The sequence below is a fragment of the Enhygromyxa salina genome (genome assembly GCF_002994635.1).
GTDB classification, from domain to species: domain Bacteria; phylum Myxococcota_A; class Polyangia; order Nannocystales; family Nannocystaceae; genus Plesiocystis; species Plesiocystis salina_B.
Window position 1 is genome coordinate 38961 of record NZ_PVNL01000097.1, and the last position, 15650, is coordinate 54610.

15 protein-coding genes are annotated in these 15650 nt (G+C 68.0%); 6 read left to right on the top strand and 9 right to left on the bottom strand.

Translation table 11 applies throughout. The features are described 5' to 3' along the window. Positions 1-162: 162 nt before the first annotated feature. Positions 163-984 (bottom strand): hypothetical protein, encoded by an 822-nt coding sequence (locus ENSA7_RS23935; protein ID WP_106091658.1) that lies wholly within the window; start codon positions 982-984, stop codon positions 163-165. Between the two features lie 94 nt (positions 985-1078). Between ENSA7_RS23935 and ENSA7_RS23940 the strand changes: the two genes are divergently transcribed. After that, positions 1079-2185: a hypothetical protein gene (locus ENSA7_RS23940; protein WP_146158064.1), complete on the top strand. Its 1107-nt coding sequence runs from the start codon at positions 1079-1081 to the stop codon at positions 2183-2185. Between the two features lie 3 nt (positions 2186-2188). Here the strand turns inward: ENSA7_RS23940 and ENSA7_RS23945 are convergent, their stop codons facing one another. Continuing rightward, positions 2189-2644: a hypothetical protein gene (locus tag ENSA7_RS23945; protein ID WP_106091660.1), complete on the bottom strand. Its 456-nt coding sequence runs from the start codon at positions 2642-2644 to the stop codon at positions 2189-2191. A gap of 124 nt (positions 2645-2768) precedes the next feature. Next, entirely contained in the window at positions 2769-3278 is a 510-nt protein-coding gene (locus tag ENSA7_RS23950; protein ID WP_106091661.1) for a cupin domain-containing protein, read from the bottom strand. A 59-nt stretch (positions 3279-3337) separates the two neighbouring features. On the opposite strand from ENSA7_RS23950, the gene ENSA7_RS23955 reads away from it, so the two are divergent. From ENSA7_RS23955 to ENSA7_RS23975, 5 genes are all read left to right on the top strand, one after another. Then, positions 3338-4687 (top strand): cytochrome P450, encoded by a 1350-nt coding sequence (locus tag ENSA7_RS23955; RefSeq protein WP_181234043.1) that lies wholly within the window; start codon positions 3338-3340, stop codon positions 4685-4687. Between the two features lie 117 nt (positions 4688-4804). Next, positions 4805-5695, top strand: a complete 891-nt coding sequence (locus ENSA7_RS23960; RefSeq protein WP_181234044.1) for an alpha/beta hydrolase — start codon at positions 4805-4807, stop codon at positions 5693-5695. Between the two features lie 145 nt (positions 5696-5840). Then, positions 5841-6995, top strand: a complete 1155-nt coding sequence (locus ENSA7_RS23965) for an MFS transporter (protein ID WP_181234045.1) — start codon at positions 5841-5843, stop codon at positions 6993-6995. Positions 6996-7143: 148 nt separating this feature from the next. Continuing rightward, positions 7144-7341, top strand: coding sequence for a hypothetical protein (locus ENSA7_RS23970; protein WP_106091665.1), 198 nt, complete (start codon positions 7144-7146; stop codon positions 7339-7341). Between the two features lie 76 nt (positions 7342-7417). Beyond that, positions 7418-9559, top strand: coding sequence for an MvdC/MvdD family ATP grasp protein (locus ENSA7_RS23975; RefSeq protein ID WP_106091666.1), 2142 nt, complete (start codon positions 7418-7420; stop codon positions 9557-9559). Positions 9560-9582: 23 nt separating this feature from the next. Here ENSA7_RS23975 and ENSA7_RS23980 read toward each other — a convergent pair whose 3' ends face one another. From ENSA7_RS23980 to ENSA7_RS24005, 6 genes are all read right to left on the bottom strand, one after another. Continuing rightward, the gene (locus tag ENSA7_RS23980) at positions 9583-10713 is read right to left on the bottom strand and encodes a tyrosine-type recombinase/integrase (RefSeq protein ID WP_244923887.1); all 1131 of its coding nucleotides are present in this window, start codon (positions 10711-10713) and stop codon (positions 9583-9585) included. 46 nt (positions 10714-10759) lie between these two features. Beyond that, positions 10760-11026, bottom strand: a complete 267-nt coding sequence (locus tag ENSA7_RS23985; RefSeq protein WP_106091668.1) for a helix-turn-helix domain-containing protein — start codon at positions 11024-11026, stop codon at positions 10760-10762. Positions 11027-11793: 767 nt separating this feature from the next. Beyond that, positions 11794-12357 carry a hypothetical protein gene (locus ENSA7_RS45435; RefSeq protein WP_244923888.1) on the bottom strand — a complete coding sequence of 188 codons (564 nt, stop codon included), beginning with the start codon at positions 12355-12357 and terminating at the stop codon, positions 11794-11796. 314 nt (positions 12358-12671) lie between these two features. Then, positions 12672-13130 carry a hypothetical protein gene (locus ENSA7_RS23995; RefSeq protein WP_146158065.1) on the bottom strand — a complete coding sequence of 153 codons (459 nt, stop codon included), beginning with the start codon at positions 13128-13130 and terminating at the stop codon, positions 12672-12674. 10 nt (positions 13131-13140) lie between these two features. Continuing rightward, entirely contained in the window at positions 13141-13473 is a 333-nt protein-coding gene (locus tag ENSA7_RS24000; protein WP_106091670.1) for a helix-turn-helix domain-containing protein, read from the bottom strand. Positions 13474-13875: 402 nt separating this feature from the next. Next, entirely contained in the window at positions 13876-15420 is a 1545-nt protein-coding gene (locus tag ENSA7_RS24005; RefSeq protein ID WP_181234046.1) for a YifB family Mg chelatase-like AAA ATPase, read from the bottom strand. Positions 15421-15650: the final 230 nt, after the last annotated feature.

Genomic DNA, 15650 nt, shown 5'->3' on the forward strand with positions numbered 1-15650 from the left:
ATCGAGGGAGCGCGAGCGACCGACCGGCCGCGAGGCCGTGCATGGCAAAGTGCAGGACGCCTGTGGGGGTCTATTATAGCCCCCAGCCCATCGAGGGAGCGAGAGCGACCGACCGGCCGCGAGGCCGTGCATGGCAAAGTGCAGGACGCCTGTGGGGGTCTATTATTGCGGGACGTAGCAGGCGCCCACGTTCTCGAGGCCCGGCTGGGGATCGAGGGGGATCTCGCCGCAGACCATCGGCGACTGGCACGTGTCGGCGTCGGCGAGGTCGCAAAGGGCGGTGCAGCAGCTGGGCTCGGTGCAGTCCGGGATGATGCCGCCGGTCTCGCACACGAAGCCCTCGGCGCAGCCCGAGTCGTTGACGCTGTTGCAGGGCTCGGAGGTCGAGCCGACGTCGCCCATGCCCGGGTACTGACACACGAAGTTGGACTGGCGGACCCGCTGGCACACCTGCAGGTCGGGGCACAGGGGCGCGAGCGGATCGCAGATCGCAGCGCACACGGGGACCTGCAAGCCCGGCGGAGTGCCGCACAGGGCAAACTCGCAGTCGTCGTCCACGCCACACAGCTCGAGGCACAGACCCATCGGGCTGTCGGGGGTGTTGGGGATGCAGGTGTGCCCGGCCGGACATTGGTCTTGACCGGTGCCGGGCGCGGGCGTGCACGGATCGAAGGGGAGCAGCGCGCCGTCGTCGGGGACGCAGTCGTAGATCGGCACGCTGGTCGACGTGAGCACCGTGCACTTTTGACCGTCGGGGCAGGGGGCGGGCTCGCTCGGATCGCAGTTGAACGTGGGGTCGCCGGTGGTGTTGGTGTTGGTGTCGCTGGTCGGGTCGCCGTCGCCAGGATCGCCGTCGCCGTCGCCGTCGCCCGCGCTGCCGGTCTCGGGTTGCTCGTCGCCGGCCTCGCTGCCCGTGGTCTGGCACCCGAACGAGACGGTGAGGAGCGAGAGCAGCAAGAACGGGGCGGAGGTCGAGCGGAGCATCGGTGAGGCCAACGGCGTCGGGGAACGACGCTTTCGTCGGCAGCTTAGCAGGCCGGCGGCCCTGCGTGCCGGGCCGAGCTGGTAGCCTGTGCGCGTGATCGAAGCGGGCCGCCTCGGTGTTTGCGCGGGGATGCTGCCCGTGTGGTGCTGCGTGTTGCTCGCCTGTGGTGGGCGCGAGCGTCCGGACGAGCGAGCGAGCGAGCGGACCGCGAGCAACCCGGCGTCCTCGAGCGCGGCGCCCGTGCCCCCGTCGCTCGCCGTTGGCGAGCTCGCGGTCATCGCCGAAGAGGCCGACCTGTTCGCGGGCCCGGATGACCGCGGGCTGCGGTTCGCGGTGCCGCTCAATCGCTCCTCGGATCTCACAGCTGGGCACGTCGTCGAAGTCGTCGAGATCCGGGGCGAGTTCATCGGCGTCCGGACTCACGACGGCGCGCTCGCGCGTCAGTGCGCGGGGAGCTTTGGGATCGAGGCCGAGCTCGAGCTGCGATTTTGGGTCACGCGCGGCTCGCTGCGCACGGTGCTGCGCCGTGCGGCGCGGGTCGACTTCGACGATGGAACCAGCGTCGCGCTGGTCGCTGGGGTGCCGCTCAGTCGCTTCGAAGATCGGATCAGCGCCCACGTCGGCGGGCTCAAGCTGCCGATCGAGCTCGACGCGGACCTGCTCGGGCTCGGCTTCTCTCCGACGGCGGCGGCGGGCGCACCGTCGAGCAGTTGGGCGCACGGGACGATCCCCTGGCCCGCGCTGGCCGAGCTTCGCTACGGCGAGCACAGCGTCCAAGCTCGCGGCGGCGCGTTCACCTGGGCCGTCGCGCAGCGGACCGCTGGCGACGCCGTGCTGCTGAGCTTCGCCAACCCCTGCGGCCGGTTCGAGCTGCGCTCGCAACCCCAGGCGCAGGTGCCCGAGCCGCCGCGCCCCGAGGTGATCGATCTCGACAAGGCGCGTCGGGCTGCCGGGATCAGCTTGTTGCAAGCGGGGGTCCCAGCGGATCCGTGCGAGCGCTGGGAGCTGGCCGCCGACACCCCGCTCGAGTGGACCGACGGCAGCGAGGCCGGCCGTGCGCGCGCGCAGCTCAGCATGTCGCGGGCGCCCGTGGTGCTGGCGCCCGATGATCCGCGGCTGTGTTTTGACGCGGTCCCCGGGCTCGCGGTGTGCAGCGCCGCCGCGGCCGTGACTCGCGGCGTCGACCCCAATTGCGAGTGAGACTCAGGCTTGGATGACAGCCGCGCACGCGCGCACGAGCTCGGTCGCGGTGTCCAGGGCCACGCCCGCGGCCTCGTCTTTGCTGCGCGCGAGCCGAACCAACCCCGTGGGCGGCATCACCGAGATCTGCAGCAGCGCGCGGCAACGCTGGCGCTGCTCGAGCTCGAACGGCTCCCCGGCGTCTGGGTCTGACTCATCCACGCTCGTCGCGAGGGCGCGAAGGTGATCGATGTAGCTGCGCCCCCACGCCGTCTCGCAGCGCTCGCGCGACCAGCCGCGGCTGGCGAGCGCGACCAACGTGGCGTTGAGGGCCATGCCCGCGGCCCGGCGCGCGTGGGTGACCGCGGTTCGCCGCGAGCCGAGCTGCGCGCGACCCTGCTCGAGCTCGTGATCGGCCGCCGCGAGCCAGCCGTCCGCGTCGAGCCGCCACAGCCAGTGCTTGGGGTCTCGCGCGCTCATGGAAGTCGCGGAGATCGAGTAATTAGAGGCTGTCGAGCGCCGGTCGACGAGGGCATTGCCCGCCAACCTATACAACAACGCGAGCGCGCGCGGCAGCGCTAGAATTCCACCGTGGCCGCCGCCCTCAGTCCTTGGCGAGCCAGTCGGAGAACGGCCGCAGCTCGATCTGTTCGTCCCGGACCAGCGCCACGTGCTCCGCGTCGTGCTCATAGCTGACGAGGCCGAGCTCCGGGAACCGACCGCGGTCGCCGACCCGCCGGTCCCCGCCCTGCAGGTACACGAGATCCACGTCTGATGTGTTGCGAACCAGGTGCGCGGGTCCGTTCGGAGGAAATCCCACGAAGTCTCCCGCCCGCAGGTCGAGCTCCCGATCGTCGATCTGGACCTTGCCCTGGCCCGACAGCACGAAGATCCACTCCTCCTGCACGCTGTGCACGTGAAGCGCGAAGCTCTCTTTGCCGGGCGGGACCCGGGCCAGCGACACGCCGAGGTGCGACAGACCGGTCTGGTCGCTGAGCCTGGTCATGAAGATCTCGGAGCGCTCGTTCAGCGGGTGGCTCACGTGCATCTCATCGCTGGCACCGAGCTTCGAGGTGTGTACGACGTAGTCCGTTGGCTGGCGATCGGCGGGCACGGGGCGGAGTGTAGCAACCTCCACGACCAACCCCCGCGGCTTGGTCTATGGTTTCGGGCATGAACGGGTTCTCTCAGCGATCTCTGCCGACCCCACCGGGCGCGAAGGGGCTGCCGTTCGTAGGTGAGACGCTGGAGTTCCTGCGATCGCCCGGCGCGTTCGTGGACGCGCGGCGGGGCAAGTATGGGCCCGTGTTCTCCTCGCGGGTGCTGGGCAAGCCGACCGTGTACTTGAGCGGCGCCGAGGCGAACCATTGGGTCTACGCGGGCGAGGACAAGTACCTGAAGAACGAGTGGTCCCCGGCGATCGTCGAGCTGCTCGGTGATGATTGCCTGGCGTTGATCAACGGCGAGGCGCACCGGGCCCGGCGCAAGCTGCTCGCACCCCACTTTCGACGGGTGGGGATGGACGCGTCGATCCCCTCGATCCTGACCGTCGCGCGCAAGCACCTGCGGCGCTGGCAGACTGACGCCGAGCTGGGTCCGGTCGCCATGGTCCCGCGGATGCGCGCGCTGGCGTTCGAGATCGCTGCGACCTACCTGGTCGGGGAGGTCACGGAGCTCGGCGTGCCGCTCGGCGAGTTCAGCAGCGACTTCAACACCTTCACGGCCGGCATGTTCACCCCGCTCGCCGTCGAGCTGCCGGGCACCAAGTTTGCGCGGGCGATGGCGGCACGTCGGCGGATGCACACGATCCTCGATGATCTAGTCATGCGCCGCGACGCCGGGAGCCGCCGCGGGCCCGATGTGCTGTCGACCCTGCTCGAGGTCCGCGACGAGGCGGGTGAGATGCTCCCGCGTGACACGATCGTCGACGAGCTGCAGCTGCTCTTGTTTGCGGGCCACGACACGACCGTCACCTCGATGTCGAACGTGGTCTATCACCTGGCGATGCATCCAGACGTCGCGCTCGAGGCTCGGGCCGAGCAGGACCAGCTGCGCGGCGGGAGCTTCACGCTCGAGTCGGTGCGAGGGATGCCGTATCTGAGCGCGCTCATCAAGGAGAGCATGCGGGTGATCCCGCCGATCGGCGCCGCGTTTCGGGTGATGACCCGCGAGGGCGAATTCGGTGGGTTTCGGATCCCCGTAGGTTGGCGGGTTGCCGTGACCCCGCGGCTCGTCCACTTGGATCCGCAGTACTACCCGGACCCGGACCGGTTTGATCCGCAGCGGTGGTTGGTGCCGACCGAGCGTCCGCCGTTTGCGTATATTCCGTTCGGTGGCGGGCCGCGGATGTGCATTGGTCAACACTTTGCGGAGCTGGAGATGCACATCGTGCTGGCGATGATGCTGCGCGAGTTTGTGTGGACGCTGGTGCCTGATCAGGATCTGAGCTTCACGGAGATACCGACGCCGCTGCCACGTGGGGGGTTGGTGCTGGAGCTTGCGCGACAGCTCGGTGCACGCTGACGACCCACGCGAGCCCCAGGCCGCACGATCTCCGTCGACCACACCCACTCCCCGCGAAACGCCCACCGAGGCACCGCTAGGGTTTGCGCCGCAGGCTCGCCACGGCATACTGCCGCGGTGAGCCAGACCAGTCAGACCCGCAAGCTCGAGGCGCGCGATGGCACCAAGCTCCACAGCGAGCTGTGGGAGCCGCAGGGGGAGGTTTCATTTGTCGTGTGCATCGTTCACGGGCAGAGCGAGCACGTCTCCCGCTACGACCAGATCGCGGCCGAGCTCAACGAGCTCGGTGGCCTGGTGTTTGGTGCCGATCATCGCGGCGAGGGCCGCAGCGGTGGGATCCCTGGGCACGCGGTGCGCTTCGAGCAGTACGCCGACGACCTGCTCGACGTGCTGCGCGACTACCAGGCCCACCTCGGTGAGGCGCGCGGGCCCGATCGGGTCCCATGGTTCATCTGGGCCCACTCCATGGGCGGGTTGATCGCCCTGACGTACCTGCTCGATCATGAGCAAGACGTGCAGCTGCGTGGCGCGGTGATCAGCGCGCCGCTGTTGAAGGTGGCGATCGAGGTCGGGCCGGTCAAAGAGCTCCTGGTTCGGGCGCTCGCCAAGCTGTTCCCGCGCATGGCCGTGCCCGTGGCGATCGATCCCAACACGATCTGTCGTGACCCCGAGCAGGTGCAGCGCTACGACTTGGATCCTCGCCGCACTCGCAAGGTCACGACCGGCTGGGTCATCGCCATGGAGGCGGCGAGCGAGCGCGTGCAGCAAGAAGCCCAAAAGCTGACGCTGCCCATGCACTGGTACGTCGGCACGGGCGATCAGATCGTCAATTCCTCGGTGACCCAGCAGACCTTCGCCGGGCTGTCACAGGCCCAGGCGCGCGACCAGTCGATCGAGGTGTGGCCGGGCTACTTCCACGAGCTGCACAACGAGCCGACCGAGCTGCGCGCGCCAGTGATCGCCAAGGTCCACGCGTGGATCCGGGATCGACTGCCCACCGCGAACTGAGCTTGTCAGCGCGGCGCGGCGGTGGGAGGATCGCCAGACCATGCGTGATCGCCAGACCGAACCCATTTGACCTCCAGCTTCGAGCTCAGCCTCCAAGGGGTGGCGCAGCGCGACGCTGCGGGGCTCTGCGGCAGCGCTGGCGCTGGTGTATGTCGACTTCCTCGACGAGCTTGGCTCCGGCGTCGCACCGCTCAGCGCCGCGGACATTCGTGATGATCTAGGCGTCGCCTACGGCGGCATCGCGCTGATCTTGCTGGTCGCGCCGCTGCTGCTCTCGATGCTGGTCGAGGGCCCACTGTTGTTGCTGTCGGATCGCTGGCGACGCGACAGGGTCGCTGCGATCTGCGTTGGCTTGATGGGCGTGTTCATGGTCTCGGCCGCGTGCGCGCGCTCGGCCTGGCTCCTGGCGCTCGCGTTTGGTGCGTGGGGCAGCGCCGGGGGCCTGGGCTGCGGGCTGAGCCAGGCCTTGCTGATGGACGCCCACCCCGACGCGCGCGAGCGCTGGATGACCCGCTGGACGCTAATGGGCGCGCTCGGAGACATGGCGACGCCGCTGTTGATCCTCGGCGTCGCGAGCCTGGGGTGGGGCTGGCGTGCGGGTCTGGGGCTCGCTGGCGGGCTGCACCTGGTCCACGCCGTCGTCCTCGCTCGGGTGCGCATGCAGCCGGTCAGCGCCTGCGAACCCGAGGGCGCCGAGCCAGCCGAGCGCCCGTTGCTCGAGCGCCTGCGCGCCGGACTGCGCGACCGCGAGCTGTTGATGTGGCTCGGCGCGTGCTCGCTGTGTTGCCTGCTCGATGAGATCCTCGTCGCGTTTGGGGTGCTGTTCTTGCGCGACGAGCTCGGCGCGCCGATCGAGACGCAGGCGATAGCGTTCGCCGCGTGCGGGGTCGGTGGCGTGTTGGGCCTGGCGGTGACCGAGTGGTTGCTGCGGCGGGTCGATGGGCTGCGGTTGTTGGTGGTCTCGTCGATCGCCTGCGTGGTCGTGTACGTACTCTGGCTGCAGCTCCACACGATCCCGGTTAGCCTCGTCGCGCTGTTCTTGGTCGGCGTGTGTGTCGCTCCGCTGTATCCGATCTGCGCGGCCCGGGCCTACGCGGCGCGACCGGGGCAGGCTGGGTTGGTCGCCGCGATCGATCAATTGTTCGCGCCGGTCAGCCTGCTCGCGCCACTTCTGATCGGGTTGGTCGCCGACGGGATCGGGATCGTGGTCGCGCTCGCGTTGTTGTTGCTGCAGCCGGTTGGTGTCGGGCTCGTCGCGGTGGTCGGGCTCTGGCGGCAGCGCGGAGGGGGGCGAGCCTAGCCGTTGTGGCTACGGTACCTGGTTTTCGAAACGCACTCGCGGCGTCAGATCCCGAGCGTGGGTCTGCAATGGGGTTGACGTCAAATCAGCGCGTACCGGCGGACTCACCGTCGGTCGTCAACCACTCACCACGCAAGGAAGTCCAGTCATGCCAGAGCTCAGCAAGTCAGCCCAAGTCAAGTCCGTTGCCACAGAGGAATTCGTCGAGGTGCTCGGCGGCGATGGTGGCTCCACGCCCACCCAGGCCCGCCTAATTTGCAATCCGCAGGGCACCAACGACTACTACCAGGATACGCGCACCGCCGAAGGCAAGCTCGAGATCGGGCGCAAGCTCGACATGGAGTAGGGCGCGAGGACCTTCGCGGGGTCGCTTCGATCCCGTGGAGGTCCCGTCTTTTTGTGTGCCCGAGGAGTGACCCGCCATGATCCTGATCTTCGCCGCCGCCGCCGACGTGACCGCGCGCGAGGTCTGTCGTTGGCTCGGGCGCATGGGCCAATCCGTCGTGCGGATCGACAGCGATGACCCGGTGGTCGAGCTCGAGGTTCAGATCGACTCCGCGTGCGAGGAGGCGCGCGTGCGCACCCGCAGCGGTCGCTACTTTCAGCTCTCGGAGGTGCGCGCCTTCTGGTATCGCCGCGGCGAGCTCGAGCTCGACGACGCGTTGACCACTAGCCCCACGCCCGCGCTGGCCCGCGCGCGTCAGCGAGAGTGGGCCGTGCTGCGCGACTGGTTGCTGAGCCGGCTCGAGGCCAAGCGCTCGCTCGGCTCGTGGGAGCGGGAGAACGCGTGCACGAAGCTGGTCCAGCTCTCGACCGCTCGGGCGCTGGGCTTGCCGATCCCCGCGACTCACGTGGGCACCTCGCGGGCCCGCTTGGTCGAGGCGATCGGGCGCTGGGGGCCGGCGATTCAAAAGGCCATTCAATGGGGTGCGGCGGGCGAGGAAGAGTCGCCAGACGACCGCGCCGTCGCGGGTACGACTCGCTCGCTGGAACCCGAGCGGCTCGCTCGCGCGCCTGAGCGTGTGTTTCCCCGGTTGGTTCAGCCCCACCTCGACAAGCAACTCGAGCTGCGGATCTTTGGCCTCGCCGGCCGGTTTTGGGCGATGGCCCTGGTCCCGCGCACGCCGGGCGAGGTCCCGGTCGATGCTCGGCTCGGTGATCTCGACGCGTATTTTCACCTGGTCCCCTATGACCTGCCCGCGTTGGTCGAGGCCCAGCTGCGCGCGCTGATGGAGGGGCTGCGGCTCGACACTGGATCGATCGACATGGTCGTGGATCGCGAGGGGGTGCACACTTTGCTGGAGGTCAACCCCAGCGGGCAGCTCGACTGGTTGGCGCGGGCCTGCAACGCGCCGATCGAGCGAGCGATCGCCGAGCACTTGGTCGTCCTCGCGGGCGCGAGCGTCAGTCAGTCCGCCTCGTTCGATCCTGGCGCGAAACGAGCTGACGTGCCGGATCCAGACTTTGCTACGGCCTCGCATCGCTTCGCCTGGGTCCACGGTCAACGCACGCTGGTCCGGCCCCTGGGTAAGCCGATCGTTCGGCGCTTCGAGATCGAGGCGCCGGCCCAGCAGCGCGCCGCCGTTAGTCGCAGCGCGCCGTCTGTGACACCGCCGCGCCCGCCTGGAACGCCGCGGCTCGCCGCGACCTCGATGCTCGTCGAGGGGCCTCAGCGCACGCTCCTCTATGATCTTCAGCGAGGCAAGGCGCTCAGCGTGCCGCCGAGCTTCATCGAGTCGCTCCGCGCGGGCGACGACGAGGACGGGCTCGCAGCCAGCGATCGCGCCAAGGTCCTCGCCTGGGTCCGAGATCCGCAGCGCTTCCCCGCGCGGTCGATGGCGTGGGAGCACCCGGCGCTGATCACCAACGCGGTGATCGACGTGGACGCCCACTCGGAGCACGACTATGTCGCGCTGTTCGCCGAGCTCGCGGAGCTCGGGTGCGAGCATGCGCTAGTCCGTGTCGATCGAGCGGACGCGCTCGACGTGCTCGACCGCGTCCACTCGCTGCTCGAGGACGGCCCGGCGATGTTCGTCGAGTGGTGGGTGTCGAGCGGCCCGGGACGGAGTGCTGCGGCGGTGATCGATCGGGTCCAGCGCTGGGCGCGGATCGTCAATGTCGTGATGTTCGGCGCGAGCGAGACCAAGTCGTGGCTGCGCACTCGGGCTGGGATCGGTGACGTGGTTGCCGTGACCCACGCCCTGCGCTTCGACGAGGTGCCGACGCCAGCGCTGACGGCGATGTTCGTGAGTGACTCGCTGGTTCGTGAGTCACTGCGGTACAACCCCTTCTTTCATCGCAAGCTGGCGATCGATGCCAGGGGGCAGCTGCGCAACGCACCCCACGTCGCGCGGAGCTTTGGGCGGCTTGGGGATCGGCCGCTGCGTGAGGTCGTCGCTGCGCCGAGCTTTGCCGCGCTGGGGATGATCCACAAAGGTGTGATCGAAGGGTGCCGCGACTGCGAGCTTCGGCATGCTTGCATGGATGGACGCGTGCCGGTCACTGCGGATGAGGGTGGGTATCGGCACACGTCGGCCTGCGGTTTGAACGGCGCGCAGGGCTAGCAGCCCTTTCGACTATGTCAGGATCAGCCGCGTACAGGGGTATGGGGTACCGATTTTGAGATCGGCCGCTCTTGTGGTCCGCTCTTGTGCTGCAACTGTGCAGCGTCGCGGACCGGGGCGAGGCGACGGATCAGATCGTCGCCGATCCCGTGGGCAAGGTGGGCGTAGCGCATCGTCACGACGATGCTGCCGTGGCCGAGCCACTCTTGGACCTGGCGCATCGGGATCCCACGCATGACTGCTTGCGAGGCGAAGCTGTGCCTTAGCAGGTGGTTGTGGATGCGGCGCATGTCGATCGCTTCGGTGATCTTCTCGAGCGCGTTGTTGGTGGTCTCGCCTTGAAGCACTTCGCCGTCGCTACCCGGGAACACCAGCTCGCCGTCGACGCGCTCACGCTGGATCTTCAGCGCTTCGATCGCGTCCCAGGTGAGCGGGAGCTCGCGGATCTTGTCGTTCTTCGTCGACATGAACCCGTTCAGCTTGTTGTAGGACCGCTGCACTCGCAGCCGACCTCGCTCGAGGTCGATGTCCTCGCGCCAACGTAGGGCGACCAACTCACCGATCCGTAGGCCGGTGCGCATGGCGACGACCACGAACGGGTGCCACTCGTTGGAGTGTTTGGCAGCTCCGGCGATCAACGCCTCGGCTTCGTCGAAGTCGAGGAAGTCGAAGTCGGGCTTGCGGAGCTTGAGCAAGCCGATCTCGGGGACCTCGCTGATCAACTTCCACTTGCGAGCAACCCGGAACATGCGCCCGAGCAGCTTGAGGTGGTGGTTGATCGTCTTCGGGTTGAGCGGCTTGCCGCGGACCGAAGGCTGCTCGAGCTTCACGACCTTGTAGGCGTCGATCATTCGCTCGTCGATCTGATCGAGCCTGCGGTTGCCGAACGCGGGGAGCAGGTGGACGCGCAGGATCATCTGCTTGGCCGCCAGCTCGGTGGGTTTGTTGAGGGTGGCTTGGTACGCGAGGAATTCCTCAGCGAAGCCTTCCAGGGTTGGTGTCTGCTTGTTGGCGTGCTCCTTCCAGGTGCCGGACGCGAGCTGCTTGCGGACCTCGCGTTCGTACTGCTCCGCGTCGCGCTTGGTCTGCGCGGGTGCGACCTTGCGGATGGTCTGCTTGCGGCCGTCAGGCCAGGTGTGCTCGACGTGGATCATCCAGCGGGTTTGTAGGCGCCCTTGTTTGTCGCGCCACTGTCGTTTCCTAGTGCTCATCGGTAGGTATCTCCTCCGATGGCACGGCTTGGCGGAGCCAACGTAACACAGATCCCCGCTCGAAGATCAGGCGACGGCCCAATCGACAGTGGGGGATCTCGTTTCGGCTCGCGGCCTCGTAGATCGTCTTGCGGTTGACGCCGAGGAACTCCGCGAGTTCGTCGGCTGTGAGAATTTGGATCGCTTCGTCGTCGCCTCGCATCGGGAACCTGAGCGCCTCCCTCAGCACCACTGAGCTGGGGGAGCGCATCTCCATTGCTATGGGTTCGGCGTAGCACCGTGGCGCGGGGATTCACGTCGATACGCGCGTGGGGCGGACGGGGATCGTGACCTCAAAATTCCTCGTGGGGACTTAGCGGACTGTCTCCCATTCCGTGTTAACTACCGATCTACACGGAATGGGGACTCCCCACCGGGTTTCCCACGGCGTGCCCACACGTGTCACCCACGGACGTTCCGATCACGCGAATTCAGCCTTCGACGTATGGCCCACGTGCGTGAGAGCCACTTCATCGATGATCGCCGCAAAAAAACTTCGTGGGAACCGAGAAAGTCTCGCTCCCCACGAAAACCCCATCGCCGCCGTCTGGCGGCAGACCGAACTTGGGTTGTGGCTCGAGTCGTCAGTGCCAGATGGGCAGGCGGCGCGAGCGAGGATTCGCCTCGTGAACGCCAACCCTGGGCGGTGCTCGAGCACCACTCGACCTCGGGGGAGATCCTGCGCCATCGACAGTTCATCCGCGCCGAGGCCAAGGCCTGCGCGCGCTCGATCCCCCGTCGCCCGGCAACCCCATGCCCAAACCGACCGCGGGGTTCGGCACGATAGGCGGCGAGACGGACCCGGATCTACCTGTGCACGTCGAACTACCCCGATCCCGCCCAGGAGCCGGCGCTGCGCCTGCACGTGGCCGTCGCCGGCCCGCGTGGGGCCTCAGTGGACCTCGAGCCCGTCGCCGACGAACCCTGGCGCATCGACCGGGCAGCAGGTGCCCGAGTCTGGTTGCTGACCGATCGGCACGGGCGTCATGGTTTTGCCTTCCTTGCCCGGCGCCGCCAGGCGGTGAGCGTCGAGCGAGGCACGCTGAGCACCTTCGCCGCGTTGCGAACCGAGCCCGCGTCATTGATGAGCTGATCGAGCAAGTCGGTCTGCATGCGCTCCCAACTATCGAGCTGGACCGTGTAGGAGTCGGATACCTCGGGCGGGTCGATCGCGTTGTCACCGTCGATTGCTCCCCGCTCGACGGCTTCTGCCAGGTCGAGATACGCCGCGGCCTGGGGCCTATCGCCAACCGGAGCGACGGGCCAGCGTGAACTCGCCGCGTACGACGACCCACCGGACACCAGCCAGCGGACCCACGTGGTCAACGTATCGAGCGGCACGGCGAGGACCGTCGACGCGCGCTCGATCGAGCCTGCGTCCGCGACGACCTGGCCGAGAAGATCGGCGACCATGGAGAGCCACGGCACTCGGTCGATCGTGTAGCGGTTGCGCAGTCGCGCCGGGTCGAGAGCGCCATCGCCCGCGAGCGCCAGGCCCCCCACGGCGTCAGCGAGGTCGAGGTACTCATCACCTCGGAGGGGTCGCACACGGGGCAGGAGCGTGATGCGTCGCAACGTCTCGGGCGGTCGAGCCGCGAACCACATCGCGGTGGCATCGGTCCCGACGATCGGGCCCTGGCCCCACGCACCAAGCAATTCCACTGGGACGCCGAGCAGGATCAGTGCTTTCCGAGGCGAGCCAGCATCCGCGGCGAGTTGGCCGAGTAGATCGTCGAGCATGACCGGCCACGAGCCCAGCCTGATCGTGTAGCGAGCACGCAGGCCATCCGGCTTGAGTCCGCCGTCGCCCCGGACCGCGCCCCGCTCGATGGCTTCAGCGAGGTCGAGATAGTCGTCGCCGGTCAGCCCTCACCCCATTCGAGCCCGCGCGCCGAGTTGTCCTTGGTTGATCGGGATTCGGCGATCCCCGAATTTGTGGTGATGCAGGTCGCCGTGTGCCCCGTGCCCCGCAGCAACCACCGAGCCCGGCGCACGCGACCGCGCAGCGCCGACTTCCGCAGGCCGAGCACCGCCGCAGCGCTGGCGAGCGACGACGCCTCGTCGATCACCGCGAGCAGCATCCGGGCCAACATCCGCTTCCAACTGTCCGGCTCGACCTCGATGCGCACGACCGCGTAGAACTTGCGCAGGTTCGCCGCGCGGGCGTCAGCGACCGTGCGTCGCATGGTCGCCTCGCTCATGCCCATGGTCTCGGCCGCGCGGGCGAGGTCGCCATCGCAGCGATCGACGACCGCGAACAACAGCTCGATCGTCATGCGCTCCCAAGCGCCGATTCCAACGAAGTAGCTGCTTGTAGCCATGCGCCGTCGCCTAGTTCTCGTCACAGTGGAACCGCCGCCGCAACACAGCGATGAACTGAAGCAGCGCTTGCTCTTCCTCCGGGGTGATGAAGGCGAGCGCGTCGATCAGCTCGCGCGGTCCATCGCGCTCGCCGAGTTCGAAGCTCTCGAAGAGGGTGGAGAGCAGTATGTCAAAGCCCGCGCACAGCTTGCGAAGGGTGTCGAGCGAGGGGGAGAAGCTGCCGTGCTCCAGCCGTCGAATCGTGTCCGGCGACAGGCCGCTGGCGTCGGCGAGGGCATCCTGCGTCAGGCCACGGGCGCGCCGGCAAGAGCGAATATGACGGCCGAAGCCTGCCACATTCATCGCCTACGCTCCTGAACCGGTTCGCACTGGTTGGAGAGGACTGCGAACCGAACCGAGACTTGGGCCAGGGGTTCTTGCGTCCGGCCGCGAATCCGGCGGAGCCGTCGGGGCCGCGCATGCGAGGGTGCGCGCGGCTTTGCGATCTGGTTGTCAGCCGCTTGGTGATCGTTTGGCGAGTTTCGTCGATCCATGCCCAAAGTGTCGGGATAGGGCGCTTCGACCAACAGGGCAGCGAAGTGGTATTTCGGACCAGCTGGAGGCCAAACCGCGTTTTCCCCGTCGCGTCCCAACGTTCCATCCAGCCGTGGGCCGTCCCCTTCACGAACTGGTCGAGGCCAACGTTCGCGGCATCACCATCAGAGGCGACGCCGCTCGCGGTTGCACGCGCACCAGCTTTCGGCCTCACGCCCTGCGGGCTTGTTGGCATGGCTGACGCAGCTGCGCCGCGAGTGCGATCGCGTCAACATCGATCATGCCGTCGGCCTCTACAGTCGGATCGAGGTCGGAGATAGTCCGCGCGACCCGGCGTATGCGATCGACCTCGCGCATGCTCAGGCTCTCTTGCCCGGCCAGGTCGAGAAGTCGGCTCTCGGCCGCAGGCGTCATTCGACACAGCTCCAAGATCGCCTGACCACCGGCCGGGATCTCGGCGTTGCTGGACCAGGGCGTGTCGCAGAGCCGCTCGCGCTGCCGCTCGCGGGCTGCGAAGATCCTCGCTCGGATCATCGCGCTGGTCTCGGGCTCGCTACCGGCGAGCTCTTCGCGGGAGGGCGGCGTGACGGGGACGATCAAATCCATGCGTTCGAGGACAGATCCAGGCACCCGACCTTGGTAGCGCTGGATCGCCGAGGGACTGCAGGTGCAGATGCGCTCCGGGTCGCCGAGCGCCCCGCACGGACACAGATTCATCGCCGCCAGCAGCTGGATGCGCGCAGGGAAGTGCAGCGCGTAGCCGGCTCGAACGATCGCCACCATGCCGTCCTCCAGCGGCTCGCGCAGGCCATCGACGCAAGCGCGGAGGAACTCGGGTAGATCGTCGAGGAACAGCACGCCACAGTGGGCCAGGCTGACCTCTCCGGGTCGCGGCGGGTTGCCGCCGCCGAGTAGACCCGTGACTGACACCGTGTGGTGCGGCATGCGGATCGGCGGGCGACGGATCAATCCCTCGGGCGAGCGGCGATGGGCGACACCGTGGATCTTGCTGACCTCGAGCGCCTGCTGGTCGTCGAGCTCCGGCAGCAATCCGGCGACCCGCCGCGCCAGCATGGTCTTGCCGACCCCTGCTGGCCCACGCAGCAGCAGGTTGTGGCCGCCGGCGATCATGATCTCGATCGCTCGCCGAGGCACCGCCAGCCCCCGAATGTCGGCCATGTCGGGCGCGTCCGCGAGGTTGCCCGTGGACCGAACGTGCCTCCGCGCGGCAACGCCGATCGTCGACTCGCCACGAAGGTGAGCGATCAGGCCAGGTAGATCGTTGACCGGAAGCACCTCGATCCCGGGGATCAACACCGCCTCATCGACGCTGCCCGCGGCCAGTACGAGCCGTCGGAAACCTTGACGGCGAGCGAGGTCGGCGACGACCAGCGTGCCGAGGGCTGGCCGCAGCGTGCCATCGAGCGCCAATTCGCCCCACAGCAACGTGCCGTCGAGCGAGTCGGCAGGGATCAGTCCGTGGCTGGCGAGCAACGCACAGGCGATCGCCAGATCGACACCGGGGCTGTCCTTGCGTTGTTCGGCCGGCGCGAGGCTGACGATCTGCTTGCGCGGTGGGATTGCGTGTCCACATCGACTGAGCGCGCTACGGACCCGCTCACGAGCCTCGTCGTGCGCTCCGCTGACCTGACCGACGATCGTGAGGCCGGGAAAACCGAGGTCGACGTCTGCCTCGATCGTGATGACAAAGCCGTCGATGCCGAGCAGCCCAGCCGAAAACGTGCGTGCGATCATGGAGGCTCCGCGAAGGGCGAGCCGTCCCGATTCGGATAGCGATCCTGATCGACGGCCCACATTGCAAGTCTCGGGATCGATCCCCATGGCGAACAGGGCAGCGAAGTGGACTTCCGTACCAGGACGAGGCCACTCGTCTTGCGCCGTCCATGACGCCCTGCTACGTTCGCCGAACGGGCCTGTGCAAAGGGCTCGGGCACAAAACATCTTTTTGCCCCTCGCAGCCTGCC